Below are 16533 nucleotides of genomic sequence, written 5' to 3' on the forward strand. Positions count from 1 at the left end.
TCCAATGGCCTGAACTGATCTGGCCCTCTGTCCTGTCAAACTAAGCCGTCAACCGGTCCACAATCATGCGGCCAATCGGCATGGCCGAGGTAGCGGCCGGCGACGGTGCATTGCACACGTGCAGCATGCGGGGCGATTGCAGGAACAGAAAATCATGCACCAGAGTGCCATCCGCCAGCACTGCCTGTGCGCGAATGCCAGCGCCCGGTGAAGACAGGTCTTCCAGCTTCAGGCTTGGGCAGAATTTCCGGCATTCTTCCAGATAGCGCGCCCGTGCGATTGAATTGCGAAACTCCGTCACACCAGAGCGCATATTGGCAGCGGCCATTTTCCAGAAGCCGCCGAAACGCACTGTATCCACGACATCCCTGACGTTGACGGAGCCTTTGGGATACCCTTCCCGCGCAAAGCCCAGAACAGCATTCGGGCCCACCGTGGTGCTGCCGTCGATCATCCGCGTCAGATGAATGCCAAGAAATGGCAGATCCGGATCCGGAATAGGATAAATCAGATGCCGGACGATACCGGATTTGCTTTGCGGCAAGGTGTAGTATTCACCCCGGAACGGCACAATTCTGTGGGTCACATCCATGCCCGCAGCCTTGGCCAGCCGGTCTGATTGCAGCCCGGCGCAGGCGACAAGCTGGCTGGCCGTCAACGTTGCGCCATCATCGGTGATGACATCAACATTCTGTCCGGTTTCGCGAATGGTTGAAACGCGGGTGTTGTAGCGAATTTCCACGCCGCGTTCAGTCAGCAATGCTGCCATTGCCAGACAGATGCGGCGATAATCCACTATGCCGGTTGCGTGCACCAGCATTGCACCGACCCCGCTGATATTGGGTTCCAGCTCTCGCAAACGCTGCACAGACACAACATCAAAGTCGATTTCGTTTTCTCGTGCCCGTCCCTCCAGAGCGTGCATTCGCTCAAGCTCTTGCGCATTGGTGGCCACCAGCAGCTTGCCGCACACCTCGAAAGGAATGTTGTGCTCGGAGCAGAATTGCTTGGTTGCCTCTGCTCCTTCCCGACACAGCCGTGCTTTCAACGAACCAGGCTGATAATAAACGCCCGCATGAATAACGCCGCTGTTGTGGCCGGTCTGGTGCAGGCCCGGCTCGGCCTCCTTTTCCAGCAGCACGATTTTCGCGCCGGGGTCGCGGCGCAACAGTTCCAGCGTGGTAGCAAGTCCAACGATGCCGCCACCGACGACACAATACTGATACGGCATGTTCGGGCTCTTCATAAGCGAGTTGAATTCTGTTCGGGAAGTTAACTGTGTACAGGCTTTGCGTCTTAGACCTTGCCGGAGCCGAGACGAAAAGGCTCCAGTTGATCAAGTTCCGGTGTTTGCGTTGAAACCTGCCTTGCAGTTTCCATGACCATCGGTGCCAGTTCCTCGCGCAGCCGCTCTATCGTCCAGCGCGTTGCCGGGGCGGAAATGGTGATAGCTCCGACCACCCTGCCCGATTGCAACACGGGTGCACTGACATTGAGATCACCTGTGTAAAACTCTCCATCCGCATAAGCATAGCCTTCTTCCGATGCCTCCTGACACAGTGTCAGCAAAGCTTCCACGTCGGTTATGGTTTTGCGGGTGTGCGCAACGCGATCAGAACTTTGCAGAATGCTGCGCCGTTCATCCACCGGCAGGCAGGACAAATAGGCCCGGCCAGCCGAAGTGCAGAAAATCGGCAGTCTTCGGCCCAAAGGCATGTGAACCGGTGTTGTCAGGCTGGTGGGGAACCGGCCGACATAAACCATTTCGGCACCGTCCGGCTCGGAATAGTTCACCGTTTCGCGGCATGCCCGGTTCAGGTCCAGCAAAAACGGATTGGCCCGCTCAATCGTCCGGTTGACCAGAAGGTAGCGGTAGCCAAGCGCCAAAGTGGCAACCGTCAGCGAATAGCGCTTGGTCGACGGATCCTTGTGCAGATAACCCAGTGTTTCCAGCGTGTGCGCAAAACGTTGCGCGGCACTTTTGCTGATGCCCGCGCCAACCGCAATTTCCGAAAGGTTCATTGCTTCACGTTCGGGGCTGAACGCCAGAAGAACAGCAAGGCCTTTTTCCAGAGACTGGTTGAAGAGACCGTCCACGTGATCCGTTTTGTTCTTTTGCAAATTCGTATCACCTTGCCTGCTGTGGGAAAGGGTGACAGTGCCACCCCCACTGAATTGGTTCGCGTCCCGTTGTGCGGCGGCGATCGGGCCTTTGCCTCATGCCGCCGCCACAACCTTTTTGTCAACAGCATACAGGCTTTCGGCGGCTTGCGAACTGACCTTGCCGTTGGCAACATCCTCCTGCAAGGCTGCCGGATCGCGCAGGGCCGGATCACCAAAACCGCCACCGCCCGCGGTCTCCACCACAATTCTGTCGCCGCGCGCCAGCTGAGTTACGATTTTGGAAGGCACTGTCTCAACCGAGCCATCCTGCCGGTAAATGACTGTGCGCGCGCATTGCCCGGAAGAGCCACCTTCTCCACCTGAGGCAGCAACAAAATGCCGTTCGCCGCGATGCGTGAACGTAACGTCATCGCCGAGAATTTCATATTCGCGCACAATGCCCAGACCACCCCGATGCGTGCCTGCGCCACCCGAATCCTGGCGCAACGAACAGCGATGCATGCGAATCGGAGCATCCATCTCAATCGCTTCCACCGGCAGGTTCATGCAGTTGGTGGCATCTGTCTCGATCACATCCACGCCGTCGCTTTCCGGCCCGGCACCGCTGCCACCGGCAATCAACTCACCCACAACATATGGCTTGCCATCTTCCTGCGCTCCGCCAAACATCAACAGCAGCATTTCACCCGCGGCATCGGCGCCAATAACTTCCGGCATGGCCTCCCGCATGGCACCCAGCATGGCCCCGGTCACGCGTTTGATGGTGGCTGATCGGGCGTTAACCGGGGCGGGCTCCACCGGGTCCAGAATGCTCCCTTTTGGAATTTCCATCGTAACCGGCCGGAGGCAACCACCATTTGTCGGAATATCTGCGCCCGTAATCGCCCGCACCACAAAAAACGCTGCGGCCAGAGAGCCGGACCTGACGACATTGAAAGGGCCACGGACCTGCGGGTTGCTGCCCGTAAAGTCACAGTGGAATGTTCCGTCTTTTATGGTTATGGCCACTTCGATCCGAATGCGCTTGTCCAGATCAAGACCATCATTGTCGTTGTAGTCAACGTAACGATAGGTGCCATCTGGAATAGCCTTCAGAGCATCCCGCGTCATGATTTCCGAACGGTCCAGAAGCGTGGCAAATATTGTCCGTGCCTGTGCCGCTCCATAAGTCCTGGCCAGTTCACCGATCCGGTTGGCGCCAACCACACAGGAAGATATCTGCGCATGGATATCGCCCATGAAAATTGTGGGTATACGGCTGTTAAGTTTGAGAATCTTGATAAGGCCTTCGTCAAACTTGTCGCCATCGCGCAGTTTCAGCGGCGGCAGACGCAATCCTTCCTGGTAAATGCTGGTGGCATTGGTTGGCACCGAACCCGCAACCATGCCGCCGACATCCTGATGGTGGGTCATGGAAGAACTGAAGGCGACCAGTTCCCCTTCAGCAAAAATCGGCATGACAATGCCGATATCCGGAAGATGCGTTCCACCAAGATAGGGGTCATTCATCAGGTAGAGGTCGCCCTCCTTCATCGTTTCACGCGGAAACTCCTTGATGATGGCCTCAAGCACCGGGATCATCGTGGAAAGATGGATGGGTATGGCAATGGCCTGCGCCAGCGTTTCACCCTCAACGGTGAAAAGCCCGGCAGAAGCGTCGAGCCCCTCGCGCACAATGGGAGAGAAGGACGCTCGCAGCAAAGTGGATTGCATCTCGTTGGCGATGCCCTCCAGCTTGTTGCGCACGACTTCCACGGTAATAGGGTCAAGCTTGGCAGATTGTGTCATGGGAGCTTCTCAATCGCGTGTGAGGAGGATGTTGCCGCTTTCAAGCACGTCAATCGACCAGTCGGGATAAACCACTGTGGTCGAGTCAGATTGCTCGATGATTGCGGGGCCGTGCAGCTTTTGCCCGGGTTCAAGATGGTCGCGATTGTAAACATCGGCCATTTGCGGGTCCGGGTAGCCAATCAGGGAGATTTCGCGCCGGGCAGCCTTTGCGGCGTTGCCTGGCTGGCGGGCTGGCGGCGCAACGTCCTTTTCCGGCAGGCTGCGGCGAATAACCCGCAAATTGACAATGCGGGCCGGCGAGTCGGTGCTGTGGCCCAGCACACGTTCATGCTCGCTGCGAAAGTCGCGATACAGCGCATCGGCAACAGCGCCATCCAGCGCAAATGGCACTTCAAGATAGTGCGACTGCCCCATATAGCAGATGTCGGCATAATAGCTCACATCGGTCTCAGCCGCGCCTAGCTGCTCCTGCCGCATCAGTTCCATACAGCGTGCATCAAGCTCGCTCACAACCGTGCCAAGATCGTCAACCGACAGCTTGTCCAGCGGCGCACCATAGGCTGTGGAAACTGCGTGCTCGGTCTGGGCGGACAACAGCCCGATGGCAGAGAGAACGCCGGGATGGCGCGCCAGAAGAACCCGGCCGATGCTCAGCTCTGCTGCAAGGGCGCAGGCATGAATACCGCCATTGCCACCAAGTGGCAGAAGCGTGAATTCGCGCGGATCAAAGCCCTGACGAATGGAGACGAGACGAATGCCCTCTGCCATTTGTGCGCTGACAACCCGGTGTATTCCCAAGGCGGCTTCCCGCGTGGATATCCCGAGCGGAAGGGCAATTTTTTCCTCAATCGCCGCATGTGCAAGTGCAGGGTTCAGGCTGAAGCGCCCACCGGCAAAATAAGCCGGGTCTATGTAACCCAGAACAACCGAAGCATCTGAAACCGTGGGCTGTGTGCCGCCTCTGCCATAGCAGGCGGGGCCGGGCTCGGAGCCTGCTGAATGCGGGCCGACACGCAACCCGCCTGCACCATCCAGCCAGGCAAGGCTGCCACCGCCGGCGCCAATGGCGTTCACGTCCACCATCGGCACTCGCACCTGATACCCCGCCACCAGCCCTTCCGGGCGTACAAGCGGGCGTCCCTGGCGGATCAGGGAAATGTCAGAGCTGGTGCCGCCGATATCAACGCTGATCAGGTCGGAAATTCCATCCATCGAGCCGGTGTTCTGCGCACCAATGACACCCGCCGCCGGGCCGGACAGAAACAGCCGCACCGGCGTTTGCTGCGCAACATGGCTCATGGCAATGCCGCCGCGCGATTGCATGATGCGCAATGGCGCTTCCACGCCGCCGACCTTCAACCCATCACGCAGATGGGTCAGATAGTCATCCACCACCGGCTTGATATAGGCGTCCAGCGCGGTCACCACCGTGCGTTCATATTCGCGGAAAGCCGGGTCAACCTGGCTGGAAAGCGACAGATGCAGGTCCGGATAACGCTGGCGTATCAACTCTGCGGCCCGCTCTTCATGCCGTGAGTCCAGAAAGGAAAACAGAAAACAGATCGCAATGCCGCGCACGCCTTTTTCGACCAGTTCGTCTGCTGCGGCCAGCACTGCGGCCTCATCCAGCGGGGTCACAACCTCACCTTGCGCCGAAATGCGCTCTGGCACTTCCATGCGCAGCGCACCCGGAGACAGAAACACCGGTTCTTCCGGCTGCAAAAGCACCTTGTAAACGGTGGAGCGAACCTGCCTGCCGATCTCAAGAATATCGCGGAAACCGCTGGTGGTGATCAGTCCGGTTTTAGGGCCGCGCCTTTCCAGCACCGCATTGGTAGCAACGGTTGTACCGTGAACGAAACGGGCAATGTCTTGCGGTGCAACCGCCCACTCGTCGCGAAGCTGCGCCACTGCAGCCAGAACTGCCAAACTCGGGTCCGCCCGGCTGGTCGGCACTTTCATAACATTCAGGGTGCCATTTGCATGTCGGCAGACGACATCGGTGAACGTGCCGCCGATATCCACACCAATTTCGACCATGACCTTTGCCTCTTAACTCCAACGCTGCGTTGTGCAGTCGCCACCGTTCCAACTGTCTGCCGGCGCACCAACCTTACAGCACTTGCGACGACACGAACAATGTGACACGTTATCGATGTCCGACGCAATGCTATCGATATTCGATACACGGATGGTTTCATCGTCACCGGGATCAACACCGGACATTGTGAAACGGACATTGAAAAAGGCGGGAGTAATCAGTGGCAGCAATGCGTGTGTCAGAATCAGACAATCCCGCTTTCCAGCATCCACAATCTGTCTGGACTGCAACCGGGACAGAAGTGCCAGCACTTCCAACGCTGCAGCGCCGTGTCCAAACCGATGCGGTTATTATCGGTGCGGGCTTTACCGGTCTGAATGCGGCGTGGGAACTGTCGCAGCGTGGCGTATCCTGCGTGGTGCTGGAGGCCAGCGATCTTGGATGGGGCGCCAGCGGGCGCAATGGCGGCATGGCGGTGCTGCGCTACAAGAAACCATGGTCAACTCTCAGTTCCAGTCTGGGCGAAGAAAAGGCACGGCGACTTTACAAACTGATTCACGAAGCGGTTGATACGCTGGAGGAGAATGTCCAGACCCTGCAACTAGAATGCGGGTTTCAGCGCTGCGGACATATAACCGCCGCAACCAACGCCAAGGCCACTCAAACACTGCAGAAAGACATTGAGTGGCTGTCATCCTCGGTTCAGGACAACAGCCCCCGCATGTTGAGTGCGGATGAAATGCGCGAACACACTGGTTCAAGCATCTACACCGGCAGCTATCTCGACAAGAGGTCGGCCGGGGTGCATCCGCTGGACTACAGCCGCCAGTTTGGTCAGGCATTGCTGGCAAAAGGCGTTGAAATTTATGGCGGTTCCGCCGCAACTTCCCTGACCAGTGAGGGTGACTGGATACGGGTGGACACGCCAGGCGGCAGCGTCCAGGCCCGAAAGGTGCTGATCTGTAACAATGCCTATCCCGGCACGCTGGAACAGAGCAACGCGCTCATCCGCCGGGTGCTGCCGATGACGGTTGCCGTTATTGCCACCGCGCCGCTGCCGGATGATTTAAGCCCGGCCATATTGCCGAACGGCGAGCTGGTGACGGATATGCGCAATCTGGTGAACTACTATCGGCGCACACCCGATGGCGGACTTCTGTTCGGCGGGCGCGGTTCCTTCACCGGCACCGACAGCCCCAAATTCTTTAACCTCCTTCACTCCCAGCTTGGCGAAACATTTCCTCAGTTGCGCGATATTGAAATTCGCCATCACTGGACCGGCCACATTGCCATGACGCTGGACCATTTTCCGCATATGGGCGCATTGGGCAACAAAGTGTTTTATGCGCTTGGCTATGGTGGCCGCGGGGTGGCCTTGTCCAACCTGCTTGGCAAACACCTTGCGCGGTTGGCACTGGGGGAAAAAAACGAAATGGTCACCATGTCCGATGACCATTTCGAGCCTATACCGCTGCGTGGTCTGCATTTGCCCATCATGCAGACGGCCGCCTTCTACTATCGGTTCCGCGACAAATTCGGAATCTAGTTCAAACCCGCCTTAAAGTTTCATTCAACCAAGCAAGAGGGTCCCTATGCCAACGATTACAACGGACGATGGAATCAACATCGATTATGTTCTCGATGATTTCACCGACCCGTGGGAAGATGGAAAAGAGGTCATCGGGCTTCTCCACGGCTCGACATTGAACAAAAAATTCTATGGTCCGATGGTGCCCTATCTTGGCCGCCGTTTCAAAGTGCTGCGCTGGGACCAGCGCGGACGGGGTTTGTCCAGCGCACCGCCTCCTGGCAGCACGCTTTCGGGCGAGGCGGAAGATGATGGCGTCAATGTTGGCCGTCGTTATGCCAAAGATGCCCTGTCGTTGATGGACCAGCTTGGAATTGAAAAAATTCACTGGGTTGGAGATTCCAGCGGCGGCATCACCGGTGCCAATTTCGCCTATCTTTTTCCGGATCGTATCAAGACACTGACCTGCATCCAGTCGCCTCTGGTCAAAATTCCGGAAGATTTTGCCAAGGCCTGGGCCGCGGGTGAAGAGACGCCAGCGGCAGCCATCGCCAAATATGGCATGGCAAAATACTACGAAATCATCGGCACAGACTGGGTGACCGACCCGGGCAAGGGAAGCGAAAACTTCCATGCCTGGCAGCGCGCGGAGCGCAAGAAGATTGAAACCCACACCTATGTCGGACACTGGATCTGGCAGTTGGATGCCGATCTGACAAAGGAGTTGCCGCACATCCAAACCCCGACACAGCTTCTGTGCGGTGACAAGGGTGGCATCTGCCCGATTGAGCAGCAGGAGCGTATCCAGAAACTGATGCCGAACTGCACGCTGAAGATTTACGAGAACACCGGCCACGGCATAGCATTTCAGGAGCCGCAGAAAGCCGCTGAAGATGTTATGGAGTTCATCGACAAAAATCGGTGAAATTGGCGGTCAGCCGTGCGGTGGCTATGCCGGTCACCGCCCGGCTTTTTTGCGGCGAATTTACGTAACGAAACAGTGCATTTACAGTTGCGTACTTCCGCAACAATGCACAAAGTTCAACTGTCTCCCTTGCTCAGTGAAAAAGGGAGACTGAAAGCATGGACGCTCGAATTTCGAGGAGGCGGCCATGAAGCCCCTTCCTCATAGAAAACTTCTCTGCGCAACCATTGCGCTCGCTACGGCGCTTTCGGCATCCACGTTTCTCTCACCGGCCAGTGCCCAACAGCCCGCAACGCCCCCCGCCACACCAGCGCAAACCGCACCGCCGAATATTCTCGTCATTTTTGGCGATGATATCGGCCAGACCAATATTAGCGCCTATTCCATGGGCCTGGTTGGGTATCGAACGCCCAATATTGACCGCATTGCAAATGAGGGAATAATTTTTACCGATTATTACGGTGAAAATTCCTGCACAGCCGGGCGCTCAACCTTCATAACCGGGCAGACATGTTTGCGAACCGGCCTTTGCAAGGTTGGTGCACCTGGCGCACCAGTGGGTTTGCAGGCGGGCGATATTACCATTGCGCAAGCGCTGAAACCGCTTGGCTACGCCACCGGCCAATTCGGCAAGAACCATCTTGGGGACAAGGATGAGTATTTGCCAACCAACCACGGCTTTGATGAATTTTTCGGTAATCTTTATCACCTGAACGCCGAAGAAGAGCCGGAAGCACCGGCATGGCCAAAGGATGATGCGGAGTTTCTGAAAGTCTATTCGCCACGCGGCGTGGTGAAAGCATCCGCAGATGGGCAGATTGAAGACACCGGACCGCTGACAATCAAGCGCATGGAAACAATCGATGACGAAACCACCAACGCCGCGATTGATTTCATCAAGCGACAGGTGGAGCAGGACAAGCCGTTTTTCACCTGGATGAACACAACACGAATGCACGCATTCACCCATGTTCGCCCCGAACATCGCGGGCAGAGCGGCGTGCCTTACAATGAATATGCCGATGGCATGATTGAGCATGATGGCCATGTCGGCCAGCTTCTGAAAACACTGGATGATCTGAACATAGCGGATAACACCATCGTCATTTACACCACAGACAACGGGCCCAACCAATGGTCATGGCCAGACGCTGCCACCACGCCATTTCGCAGCGAAAAAGACACCAACTGGGAAGGTGCTTTTCGCGTACCTGCCATGATACGCTGGCCGGGTCATATCGAAGCGGATCAGATTTCAAACGAAATGATTTCGGGTCTGGACTGGTTTCCCACATTGCTGGCCGCAGCGGGTGATGCGGATGTGAAGGAAAGGTTGCTCACCGGATGGCAACCGGATGGCAGCACAACAACATTCAAGAACCACCTGGATGGCTATAACCAGCTGGATTACCTGACTGGCAAGACCGACAAAAGCGCGCGCAATCAGTTCTTCTACTTTGATGATGACGGTGATCTGGTGGCAACGCGCTATGATGACTGGAAGGTGGTGTTCAGCGAACAGCCGGCTCCCGGCGGGTTTGCAGTCTGGCAAACACCGCTGGTAACCTGGCGCATTCCGAAACTGTTCAACTTGCGTATGGACCCTTATGAGCGGGCCGACATAGTGTCCGATCAATATAATGACTGGTTGGTGCGCAATGACTTTTTGCTGGTCAAAGGCCAGTTGAAAGCCACAGAATTTCTCGAAACTTTCGTCGAATATCCGCCCAGCCAACGCAATGCCAGCTTCAACATTCAAGGCGTTCGTGAGCAGGTGGACAAGGCGATCGATCAATCCTTCAAGGATCGCGGGATCGAGTAGTTGCGCCTCGCTTGAAGGCGCCATCCGGCGCCTTCACTTCCCCTGCCTGAAAGCAGAGTCATGACAGCACGAGACGCTATTCTTGCCCTTGGCCAGCGCATTGGCCAATCCATCATTGGTCAGGACACCATGGTGGAGCGGCTGCTGCTGGGCCTCATGGCCAATGGCCATTTGCTGGTGGAGGGCCTGCCCGGCCTTGCCAAAACACGGGCGATCAAAAGTCTGGCCAAGAATCTGGATTCCAGCTTGTCACGCGTGCAGTTTACGCCAGACCTGCTGCCGGCAGATATCACCGGGTCGGATATCTATGTTTCAGATGGGAGCAAGAGCGCGTTCCAGTTTCAGCAGGGGCCGATATTTGCCAATCTGATCCTGGCGGATGAAATCAACCGTGCACCAGCCAAGGTTCAATCGGCCTTGCTGGAAGCCATGGAAGAGCGGCAGGTCACTGTCGGCGGCAAAAGCTACAAACTGCCAGAGCTTTTCATGGTTATGGCAACGCAAAACCCGATTGAGCAGGAAGGCACATACCAACTGCCAGAGGCGCAGCTTGACCGGTTTCTTATGCATATCGAGGTCGGCTACCCGGATGAAGCGTCCGAGGCAGCCATTATGCGTTTGAACCGGGACGAGGAAAATGCATCGCAGCAGCCCGAAAAACCAGACCCGCAGGAGCGATTGAACCCGCAGGTGATCTTTGAAGCACGCGCGCAAATCGGCAATGTTTCAATGGCCGAACCGGTGGAAAAATACATTGTGGCTCTGGTCTTTGCCACGCGGTATCCGGCGCGTTACGACAAGGAACTGGCCAGCTTGCTGCAGGTCGGGGTCAGTCCGCGGGGGGTGATTGGGCTGGACCGGGTGTCGCGTGCACATGCTTGGCTTCAGGGCCGGGATTATGTCACGCCGGATGATGTTAAAGCCGTGGTGCACGACGTTTTCCGCCATCGCCTGATTTTGTCTTATGAGGCGCATGCTGCCAACACAACGGCCAACCAGGTGATTGACCGCGTGGTTGAACTGGTTGCGGTGTCATGAAACCCGCAGCCACGCCAGAGATTGGCATTTACACCAGCACCCAGCAGCTTGTGGCTCTGGAGGCGCAAGCCCGCGACTTGTCTTTTGTGCAGAAGAACCGAAGCCACCAGCAGCTTGCGGGCCAAATGTCATCCGCCATGCGCGGTCGCGGGCTGACATTTGAAGAACTGCGAAATTATCTGCCGGGAGATGATATCCGCTCCATCGACTGGCGTGTCACGGCGCGAACCGGCAAGCCTTTTGTGCGGGTCTATGATGAGGAAAAGGAACGCCCCGCCCTCATTCTGGTAGACCAGCGCATCAACATGTTCTTTGGCAGCCGCCGCTGCATGAAGTCGGTCACTGCGGCAGAAGCTGCGATGCTGTGTGCCTGGCGTATTTTCGGCTCCGGTGATCGCATAGGTGGTTTCGTGTTTGGCGACGGAGATATCACCGAGTTACGGCCGCACCGAAGTCGGAGTGCGGTTATTGCCCTTGCCGACAGGATAGCGGAAAAAAACATCGCGCTTTCGGCTGCCTATATGGCCCCACCCGCGGCTGATCTGCTGAACGACGTGCTGCGCAAGGCTGTTGCTATGGCCCATCACGACCATCTGATTGTGGTCGTCAGTGATCTGGATGGCCATGACACAGCAACACGCGATCTGCTGTTGCAGCTTTCCACAAGCAATGACCTCATCTGCCTGCTGATTTACGACCCGTTTCTGCTGCAGCTGCCGCTGTCGGGTGATCTGGTGGTCAGCGGTGGAGGCCTTCAGGCAGAGCTCCGGCTTGAACAGCGCGGCGTTCGCACTGGCGTGAACAGTTTTGCACAGCAAAGAGGCCGCGAATTCCAGGCATGGCAAAAGAAACTGGGCCTGCCAATGCTGCCGGTTTCTGCGGCAGAGGAAACCGCGCCCCAGTTGCGCCGTCTGCTGCAGCAAACCGCCTGGCGGCAGCGGAGGCGCTGATGGAGCCGGGGCTTGATCCGCTAACGCAAACCGCCCTGCGCTCCATGCATGATATCATAGTGCCTGAACCGGTCTCGTGGATGCCGCAAACCTGGGGCTGGGCTGTTGTTGCCGTTTGCCTGTTCATTGCGGTGTTGATCGCGGTTGCCGCCTATGTGCGGCACTACCGCAAAAATGCCTATCGTCGCGAGGCTTTGCGGTTGTTGGACGAGATTTGCACGGATATGCAGGCATCGGCCGCCCTAAGCGCTGACGCTTTCAGGCTGGCGGAACTTGTCAAACGCACGGCGCTGGCAGCATGGCCACGTGCCGATGTTGCCTCGTTATCCGGTGATGACTGGATTGCCTTCCTGAACCACACATCCAAAGACAGTGCTGGCGACGCGCTGAAAGACGTTTTGAAAGATCTGGAGTATCAGAAAGCCGACAGCGCTCCGCCGCTGCCCGCCAAAATGGCGGAAGATCTGACCGCCGCCACACGCCGGTGGATAGAGACACACCATGTATCAGCTTGAACTGCCATGGTTTCTGTTGCTGCTTCCCCTGCCTTTGCTGGTCTGGTGGCTGTTGCCCGCCAGTCGCCAGCCTTCTGCCTCCATCCGCCTGCCATTCTTCAACCAGGTCGCCGCTGCGGCAGGCGTGCAGCCGGGTGAAGGCGCAATAGTTGCCAAAGCTCCGTTGAGGCAGGTTGTTGTGCTGGGGCTGGCATGGTGTCTGGTGGTGCTGGCACTTGCCCGCCCGCAACTTGTGGAGCCGCCGATTGAGAAGTCCGAGCCGCAGCGAGATATTCTGCTGGCGCTCGATTTGTCGCAATCCATGGACACCAAAGACTTCCCGGCCCCAAGCGGTGAGCCAGAGGCGCGTGTAGAAGCGGTGAAGCAGGTTGTTTCAGACTTTATCGCAAAACGCACCGGCGACAGGATAGCGCTGATTGCGTTTGGTGACGCGCCCTATCCTCTGGCACCGTTCACAATGGACCATGGTCTAGTTCAGTCCATGGTTGCAGATCTTCTGCCCGGCATTGCCGGCCCCAGAACCGCCCTGGGCGACACTCTGGGTCTTGCCATTCGCATGTTTGAAAAAACCAACGTTCCAGAGAAAGTGCTGATCCTGCTGACGGATGGCAATGACACTGTCAGCAAAATGCCGCCGTTAAAGGCGGCAGAAACCGCTCATGCGAAGAATATCGTTGTTCACACCGTGGCAATTGGTGACCCGCAGGCATCGGGTGAAAACAAGGTGGATGTTGCAACGCTTCAGCAGATCGCCAGCAGCACAGGCGGCCAGTATTTTTTCGGAGCCGATCAGACCGCGCTGGCCGCGATCTACACCGAGCTTGACCGCATTACGCCGGAAAACCAGAAGGTGCTTTCCTGGCGTCCGCGCATTGACCTTTTCCAGTGGCCGCTCGCGGCGGCATTTCTTCTGATGGCAGGTTATTATTTCCTTTCCGCCGCATGGTCCTCCTTCCAACGGAGAGCGGCATAATGGCGGATTTCCACTTTTTACGGCCATGGTGGCTGCTCGCGCTTTTTGGTCCTCCAGCCTTCATCTGGCTTGCGTCCCACGCCGGCGATATTCGCAATCAATGGAAGGGCCTGATAGCGCCGCATCTTCTGAACCGGCTGGTGGTGGAGCCGCCAAAGCGCCGCCGCATGCTGCCTGCATGGTGCATGGCCGCTGTTCTGGCTCTTGCCGCTGTTGGGTTGGCAGGACCGGCCTGGCATCGCGAGCCACCGCCTTTTGTCTCGGACACGGCCTCTCTGGTTATCCTGATCGACCTTTCGGCAGATATGGACAGCAAAGATGTCAGCCCCAGCAGGCTGGAACGCGCCAAGCTGAAAATTCACGACATATTGGACAACAGGCCCGGCTCTAGAACGGCGGTCATTGCCTATGCTGGAACCGCCCATCTGGTCGTGCCGCTGACGGATGATGCGGACCTGATTCAATCCTACACCGATGCTCTGGCAACCAGGCTCATGCCGCGCCCCGGCAAGGACACGGCTGCAGCGCTAAAAATGGCCAGAGCGCTTTTGCAGGCAGATGGCGCGCCGGGCACGGTGCTTATGCTGACTGACGGGGTGGAAGCTGCTGCCACGCAGGCACTGGACAGCAGCACTGTAATTCTAGGCTTTGGCACTGTTTCCGGCGGGCTGGATGTGGATGCGCTCAAGGGGTTGAGTTCCACCGGTGCCGCCGTGGCCACCATGACGGATGATGGGCAGGATGTGCGCTGGATCACCCAGCAGGTGCAGACAAATTTTGCCAGCGCCGCGGCCTCGGATGGTGACCGCTGGCGAGATGAGGGCTGGTATCTGTTGTTGCCGCTGGCGGCGCTTCTGGCGCTGTCTTTCCGGCGTGGGTGGGTGGTCCGGATCACGGCTCTGCTCCTGGCCGCGCAACTGTTTCTGCCCGCGCAAAGCCACGCGTCGGAGTGGCGGAATATCTGGCTGACACCGGACCAGCAGGGCAGGCTGGCATTCGAGCGCGAAGACTTCACTTCAGCGGCCCAACTGTTTCATGACCCCTTGTGGAAAGCCGTTGCGCTGTATCGTGCCGGTAATTTCGCCCTGGCGGCAGATACCTTTCCCACAAATACGCCTGCGGGCTGGTTCAACAAGGGCGACGCGCTGCTGCGCGCTGGCAGGTTTGATGACAGCGTTTCTGCGTTTGAAACAGCGCTTGCAGGGCGGCAGAACTGGCCGGAAGCCGAGGCAAATCTGGCGCTGGCCAAACGCCTTTTGCAGCAACAACAGGATGATGAGGATCAGCCATCCGACCCGAATGAAAAGCCGGACAATGTGCAGTTCGATGACAAGGGCAAACAGGGCAAGGCTGGCACTGTGGATATGGCCGAGCAGACCACTGATATGTGGATGAAGAATATCGAGGTAAGCCCTGCTGACCTGATGGCTCGCAAATTCGCGATCGAAGCGCGAAAGGCAGGCCAATGAGGGCGATCTGGACACTGTTGGCCCTGCTCACAGGTATGAGCTCGCTGGCGGCTGAGCCTTTTGCAAAAATGTCAGTGGATGCGGGCAAGTCCATTGTGCCCGGGCAGCAGATCCACCTTGTCGTGGAGGTTTATGCGCCGGGCTTTTTCACTTCACCCCCGGACTTTCCACTGTTCAACATTGCCGGGGCGCTGGTGACATTGCCCGCAGAGCGGGCGCAGAACACCGTTGAAACTGTTGATGGCGCGCAATATTCCGGCATTGCGCGGCGCTATGCGGTGGTGCCGCAACAGTCCGGCTCCTTCGCAATACCGCCTGTTCATATTCCTTTCGCCTATTCCAGCGATGGCACACCAACAAAGGCCGAAGTCATCACTGCTCCTGCCAGTTTCACCGTGGAAGATGCTGGCGGCTTAATGGTGTTTTCTGCCCGGGACCTCACGCTCACCCAGTCTTTCGACCATGACCCGGCAACCCTTCATGCAGGTGACGCCCTGGTGCGAACCATCACCGTCACGGCAAAAGAAACGCAGTCAATGCTGATGCCGCCGGTTATAACAGGCACGGCGACAGGGTTGGACCAATACAATCAACCACCGACCATTGCAGACGGCATTGCATCCGGGCGTGGCGAGACAGCCAGCCAGCGCACAGAAACCATGTCTTACATTGCACCCCACAGTGGCCAGTTCACCCTGCCTGAAATTCGCTATGCATGGTTTGATGAGGCTGCCGGGGTCAGCAAAGAGGCCACATTGCCTGCAACGTTGATCGGCGTGGCTCCCGCGTCAGCACAAGCGGGCATTGCGCCAGCCACCTCACCCAACCAGGCAGGCAGTTTCGAACACCGGCGACAAGTTGCGCTATGGATAGGGGTTGCACTTGCAATTGCCGGTGCCTGCTGGTGGCTGCGAACTGTTCCCACGGCTGCCATGCACGGGCTTCAGCGTGTGAAAGCTCATATTCGATCGTCCAGATGGAGCCGCCTGCGACAGGTTCGCCACGCCATTCTGCATAAGGATTTGCCATCGGCTTACAACGCTCTGCACCAGCTTGCAGCGTTTTCAGGTTACCAGACCCTCAAGGGTTACGTAGACAGTGAGAACCCGGCCCTTGCCGAGCCGGTGCAGCAACTGGAAAGCATCGTGTTCAACCAAAGCGAGGAGCCGTTTGACAGGCGGCGCGTGGCAAGGCTGATCACACGGCCCAGGATAGCGAATGCCGCAGTGGCAGGCACCAGCATTCTGCCCGAATTGAACCCATCCGCCACACAGCGCTCGCCGACATTGCACTGAAATTTAGAGTTGCGCACTGACCAAGATTCTGTGTTTCCTGAAACCTCCGGCTCTGTATCGGG

13 protein-coding genes are annotated in these 16533 nt (G+C 57.5%); 9 read left to right on the forward strand and 4 right to left on the reverse strand.

The genetic code is table 11. The annotated features are described in order from the left end of the window. Window positions 1-40 precede the first annotated feature (40 nt). From lhgO to FPY71_RS15205, 4 genes are all read right to left on the reverse strand, one after another. Window positions 41-1231 carry an L-2-hydroxyglutarate oxidase gene (gene lhgO, locus FPY71_RS15190; RefSeq protein WP_149301179.1) on the reverse strand — a complete coding sequence of 397 codons (1191 nt, stop codon included), beginning with the start codon at window positions 1229-1231 and terminating at the stop codon, window positions 41-43. A 65-nt stretch (window positions 1232-1296) separates the two neighbouring features. Then, entirely contained in the window at window positions 1297-2121 is an 825-nt protein-coding gene (locus FPY71_RS15195) for an IclR family transcriptional regulator (protein ID WP_210246309.1), read from the reverse strand. Between the two features lie 96 nt (window positions 2122-2217). Next, window positions 2218-3912 carry a hydantoinase B/oxoprolinase family protein gene (locus tag FPY71_RS15200; protein WP_149301180.1) on the reverse strand — a complete coding sequence of 565 codons (1695 nt, stop codon included), beginning with the start codon at window positions 3910-3912 and terminating at the stop codon, window positions 2218-2220. A gap of 9 nt (window positions 3913-3921) precedes the next feature. Further along, window positions 3922-5955, reverse strand: coding sequence for a hydantoinase/oxoprolinase family protein (locus FPY71_RS15205; protein WP_149301181.1), 2034 nt, complete (start codon window positions 5953-5955; stop codon window positions 3922-3924). A 230-nt stretch (window positions 5956-6185) separates the two neighbouring features. Between FPY71_RS15205 and FPY71_RS15210 the strand changes: the two genes are divergently transcribed. From FPY71_RS15210 to FPY71_RS15250, 9 genes are all read left to right on the forward strand, one after another. Continuing rightward, window positions 6186-7502, forward strand: a complete 1317-nt coding sequence (locus FPY71_RS15210; RefSeq protein ID WP_149301182.1) for an NAD(P)/FAD-dependent oxidoreductase — start codon at window positions 6186-6188, stop codon at window positions 7500-7502. 46 nt (window positions 7503-7548) lie between these two features. After that, a complete protein-coding gene (locus FPY71_RS15215; protein ID WP_149301183.1) occupies window positions 7549-8409 on the forward strand; it encodes an alpha/beta fold hydrolase in 861 nt (286 codons plus the stop codon). Between the two features lie 187 nt (window positions 8410-8596). Next, on the forward strand, window positions 8597-10231 hold the full coding sequence (locus FPY71_RS15220; RefSeq protein WP_149301184.1) for an arylsulfatase: 1635 nt from the start codon (window positions 8597-8599) through the stop codon (window positions 10229-10231). Window positions 10232-10291: 60 nt separating this feature from the next. After that, window positions 10292-11269, forward strand: coding sequence for an AAA family ATPase (locus tag FPY71_RS15225; RefSeq protein ID WP_149301185.1), 978 nt, complete (start codon window positions 10292-10294; stop codon window positions 11267-11269). Beyond that, a complete protein-coding gene (locus FPY71_RS15230) occupies window positions 11266-12219 on the forward strand; it encodes a DUF58 domain-containing protein (protein ID WP_149301186.1) in 954 nt (317 codons plus the stop codon). Before FPY71_RS15225 ends, FPY71_RS15230 begins: the two co-directional genes overlap by 4 nt. Beyond that, window positions 12219-12734, forward strand: a complete 516-nt coding sequence (locus tag FPY71_RS15235) for a DUF4381 domain-containing protein (RefSeq protein ID WP_149301187.1) — start codon at window positions 12219-12221, stop codon at window positions 12732-12734. The genes FPY71_RS15230 and FPY71_RS15235 overlap by 1 nt, the downstream gene beginning before the upstream one ends. Next, on the forward strand, window positions 12721-13707 hold the full coding sequence (locus FPY71_RS15240; protein ID WP_149301188.1) for a VWA domain-containing protein: 987 nt from the start codon (window positions 12721-12723) through the stop codon (window positions 13705-13707). The genes FPY71_RS15235 and FPY71_RS15240 overlap by 14 nt, the downstream gene beginning before the upstream one ends. Next, window positions 13704-15176, forward strand: a complete 1473-nt coding sequence (locus FPY71_RS15245; protein WP_149301354.1) for a VWA domain-containing protein — start codon at window positions 13704-13706, stop codon at window positions 15174-15176. The genes FPY71_RS15240 and FPY71_RS15245 overlap by 4 nt, the downstream gene beginning before the upstream one ends. Then, window positions 15173-16471 carry a BatD family protein gene (locus tag FPY71_RS15250; protein ID WP_149301189.1) on the forward strand — a complete coding sequence of 433 codons (1299 nt, stop codon included), beginning with the start codon at window positions 15173-15175 and terminating at the stop codon, window positions 16469-16471. Before FPY71_RS15245 ends, FPY71_RS15250 begins: the two co-directional genes overlap by 4 nt. Window positions 16472-16533 lie beyond the last annotated feature (62 nt).

The organism is Aureimonas fodinaquatilis, assembly GCF_008369445.1.
Lineage (GTDB): Bacteria > Pseudomonadota > Alphaproteobacteria > Rhizobiales > Rhizobiaceae > Aureimonas > Aureimonas fodinaquatilis.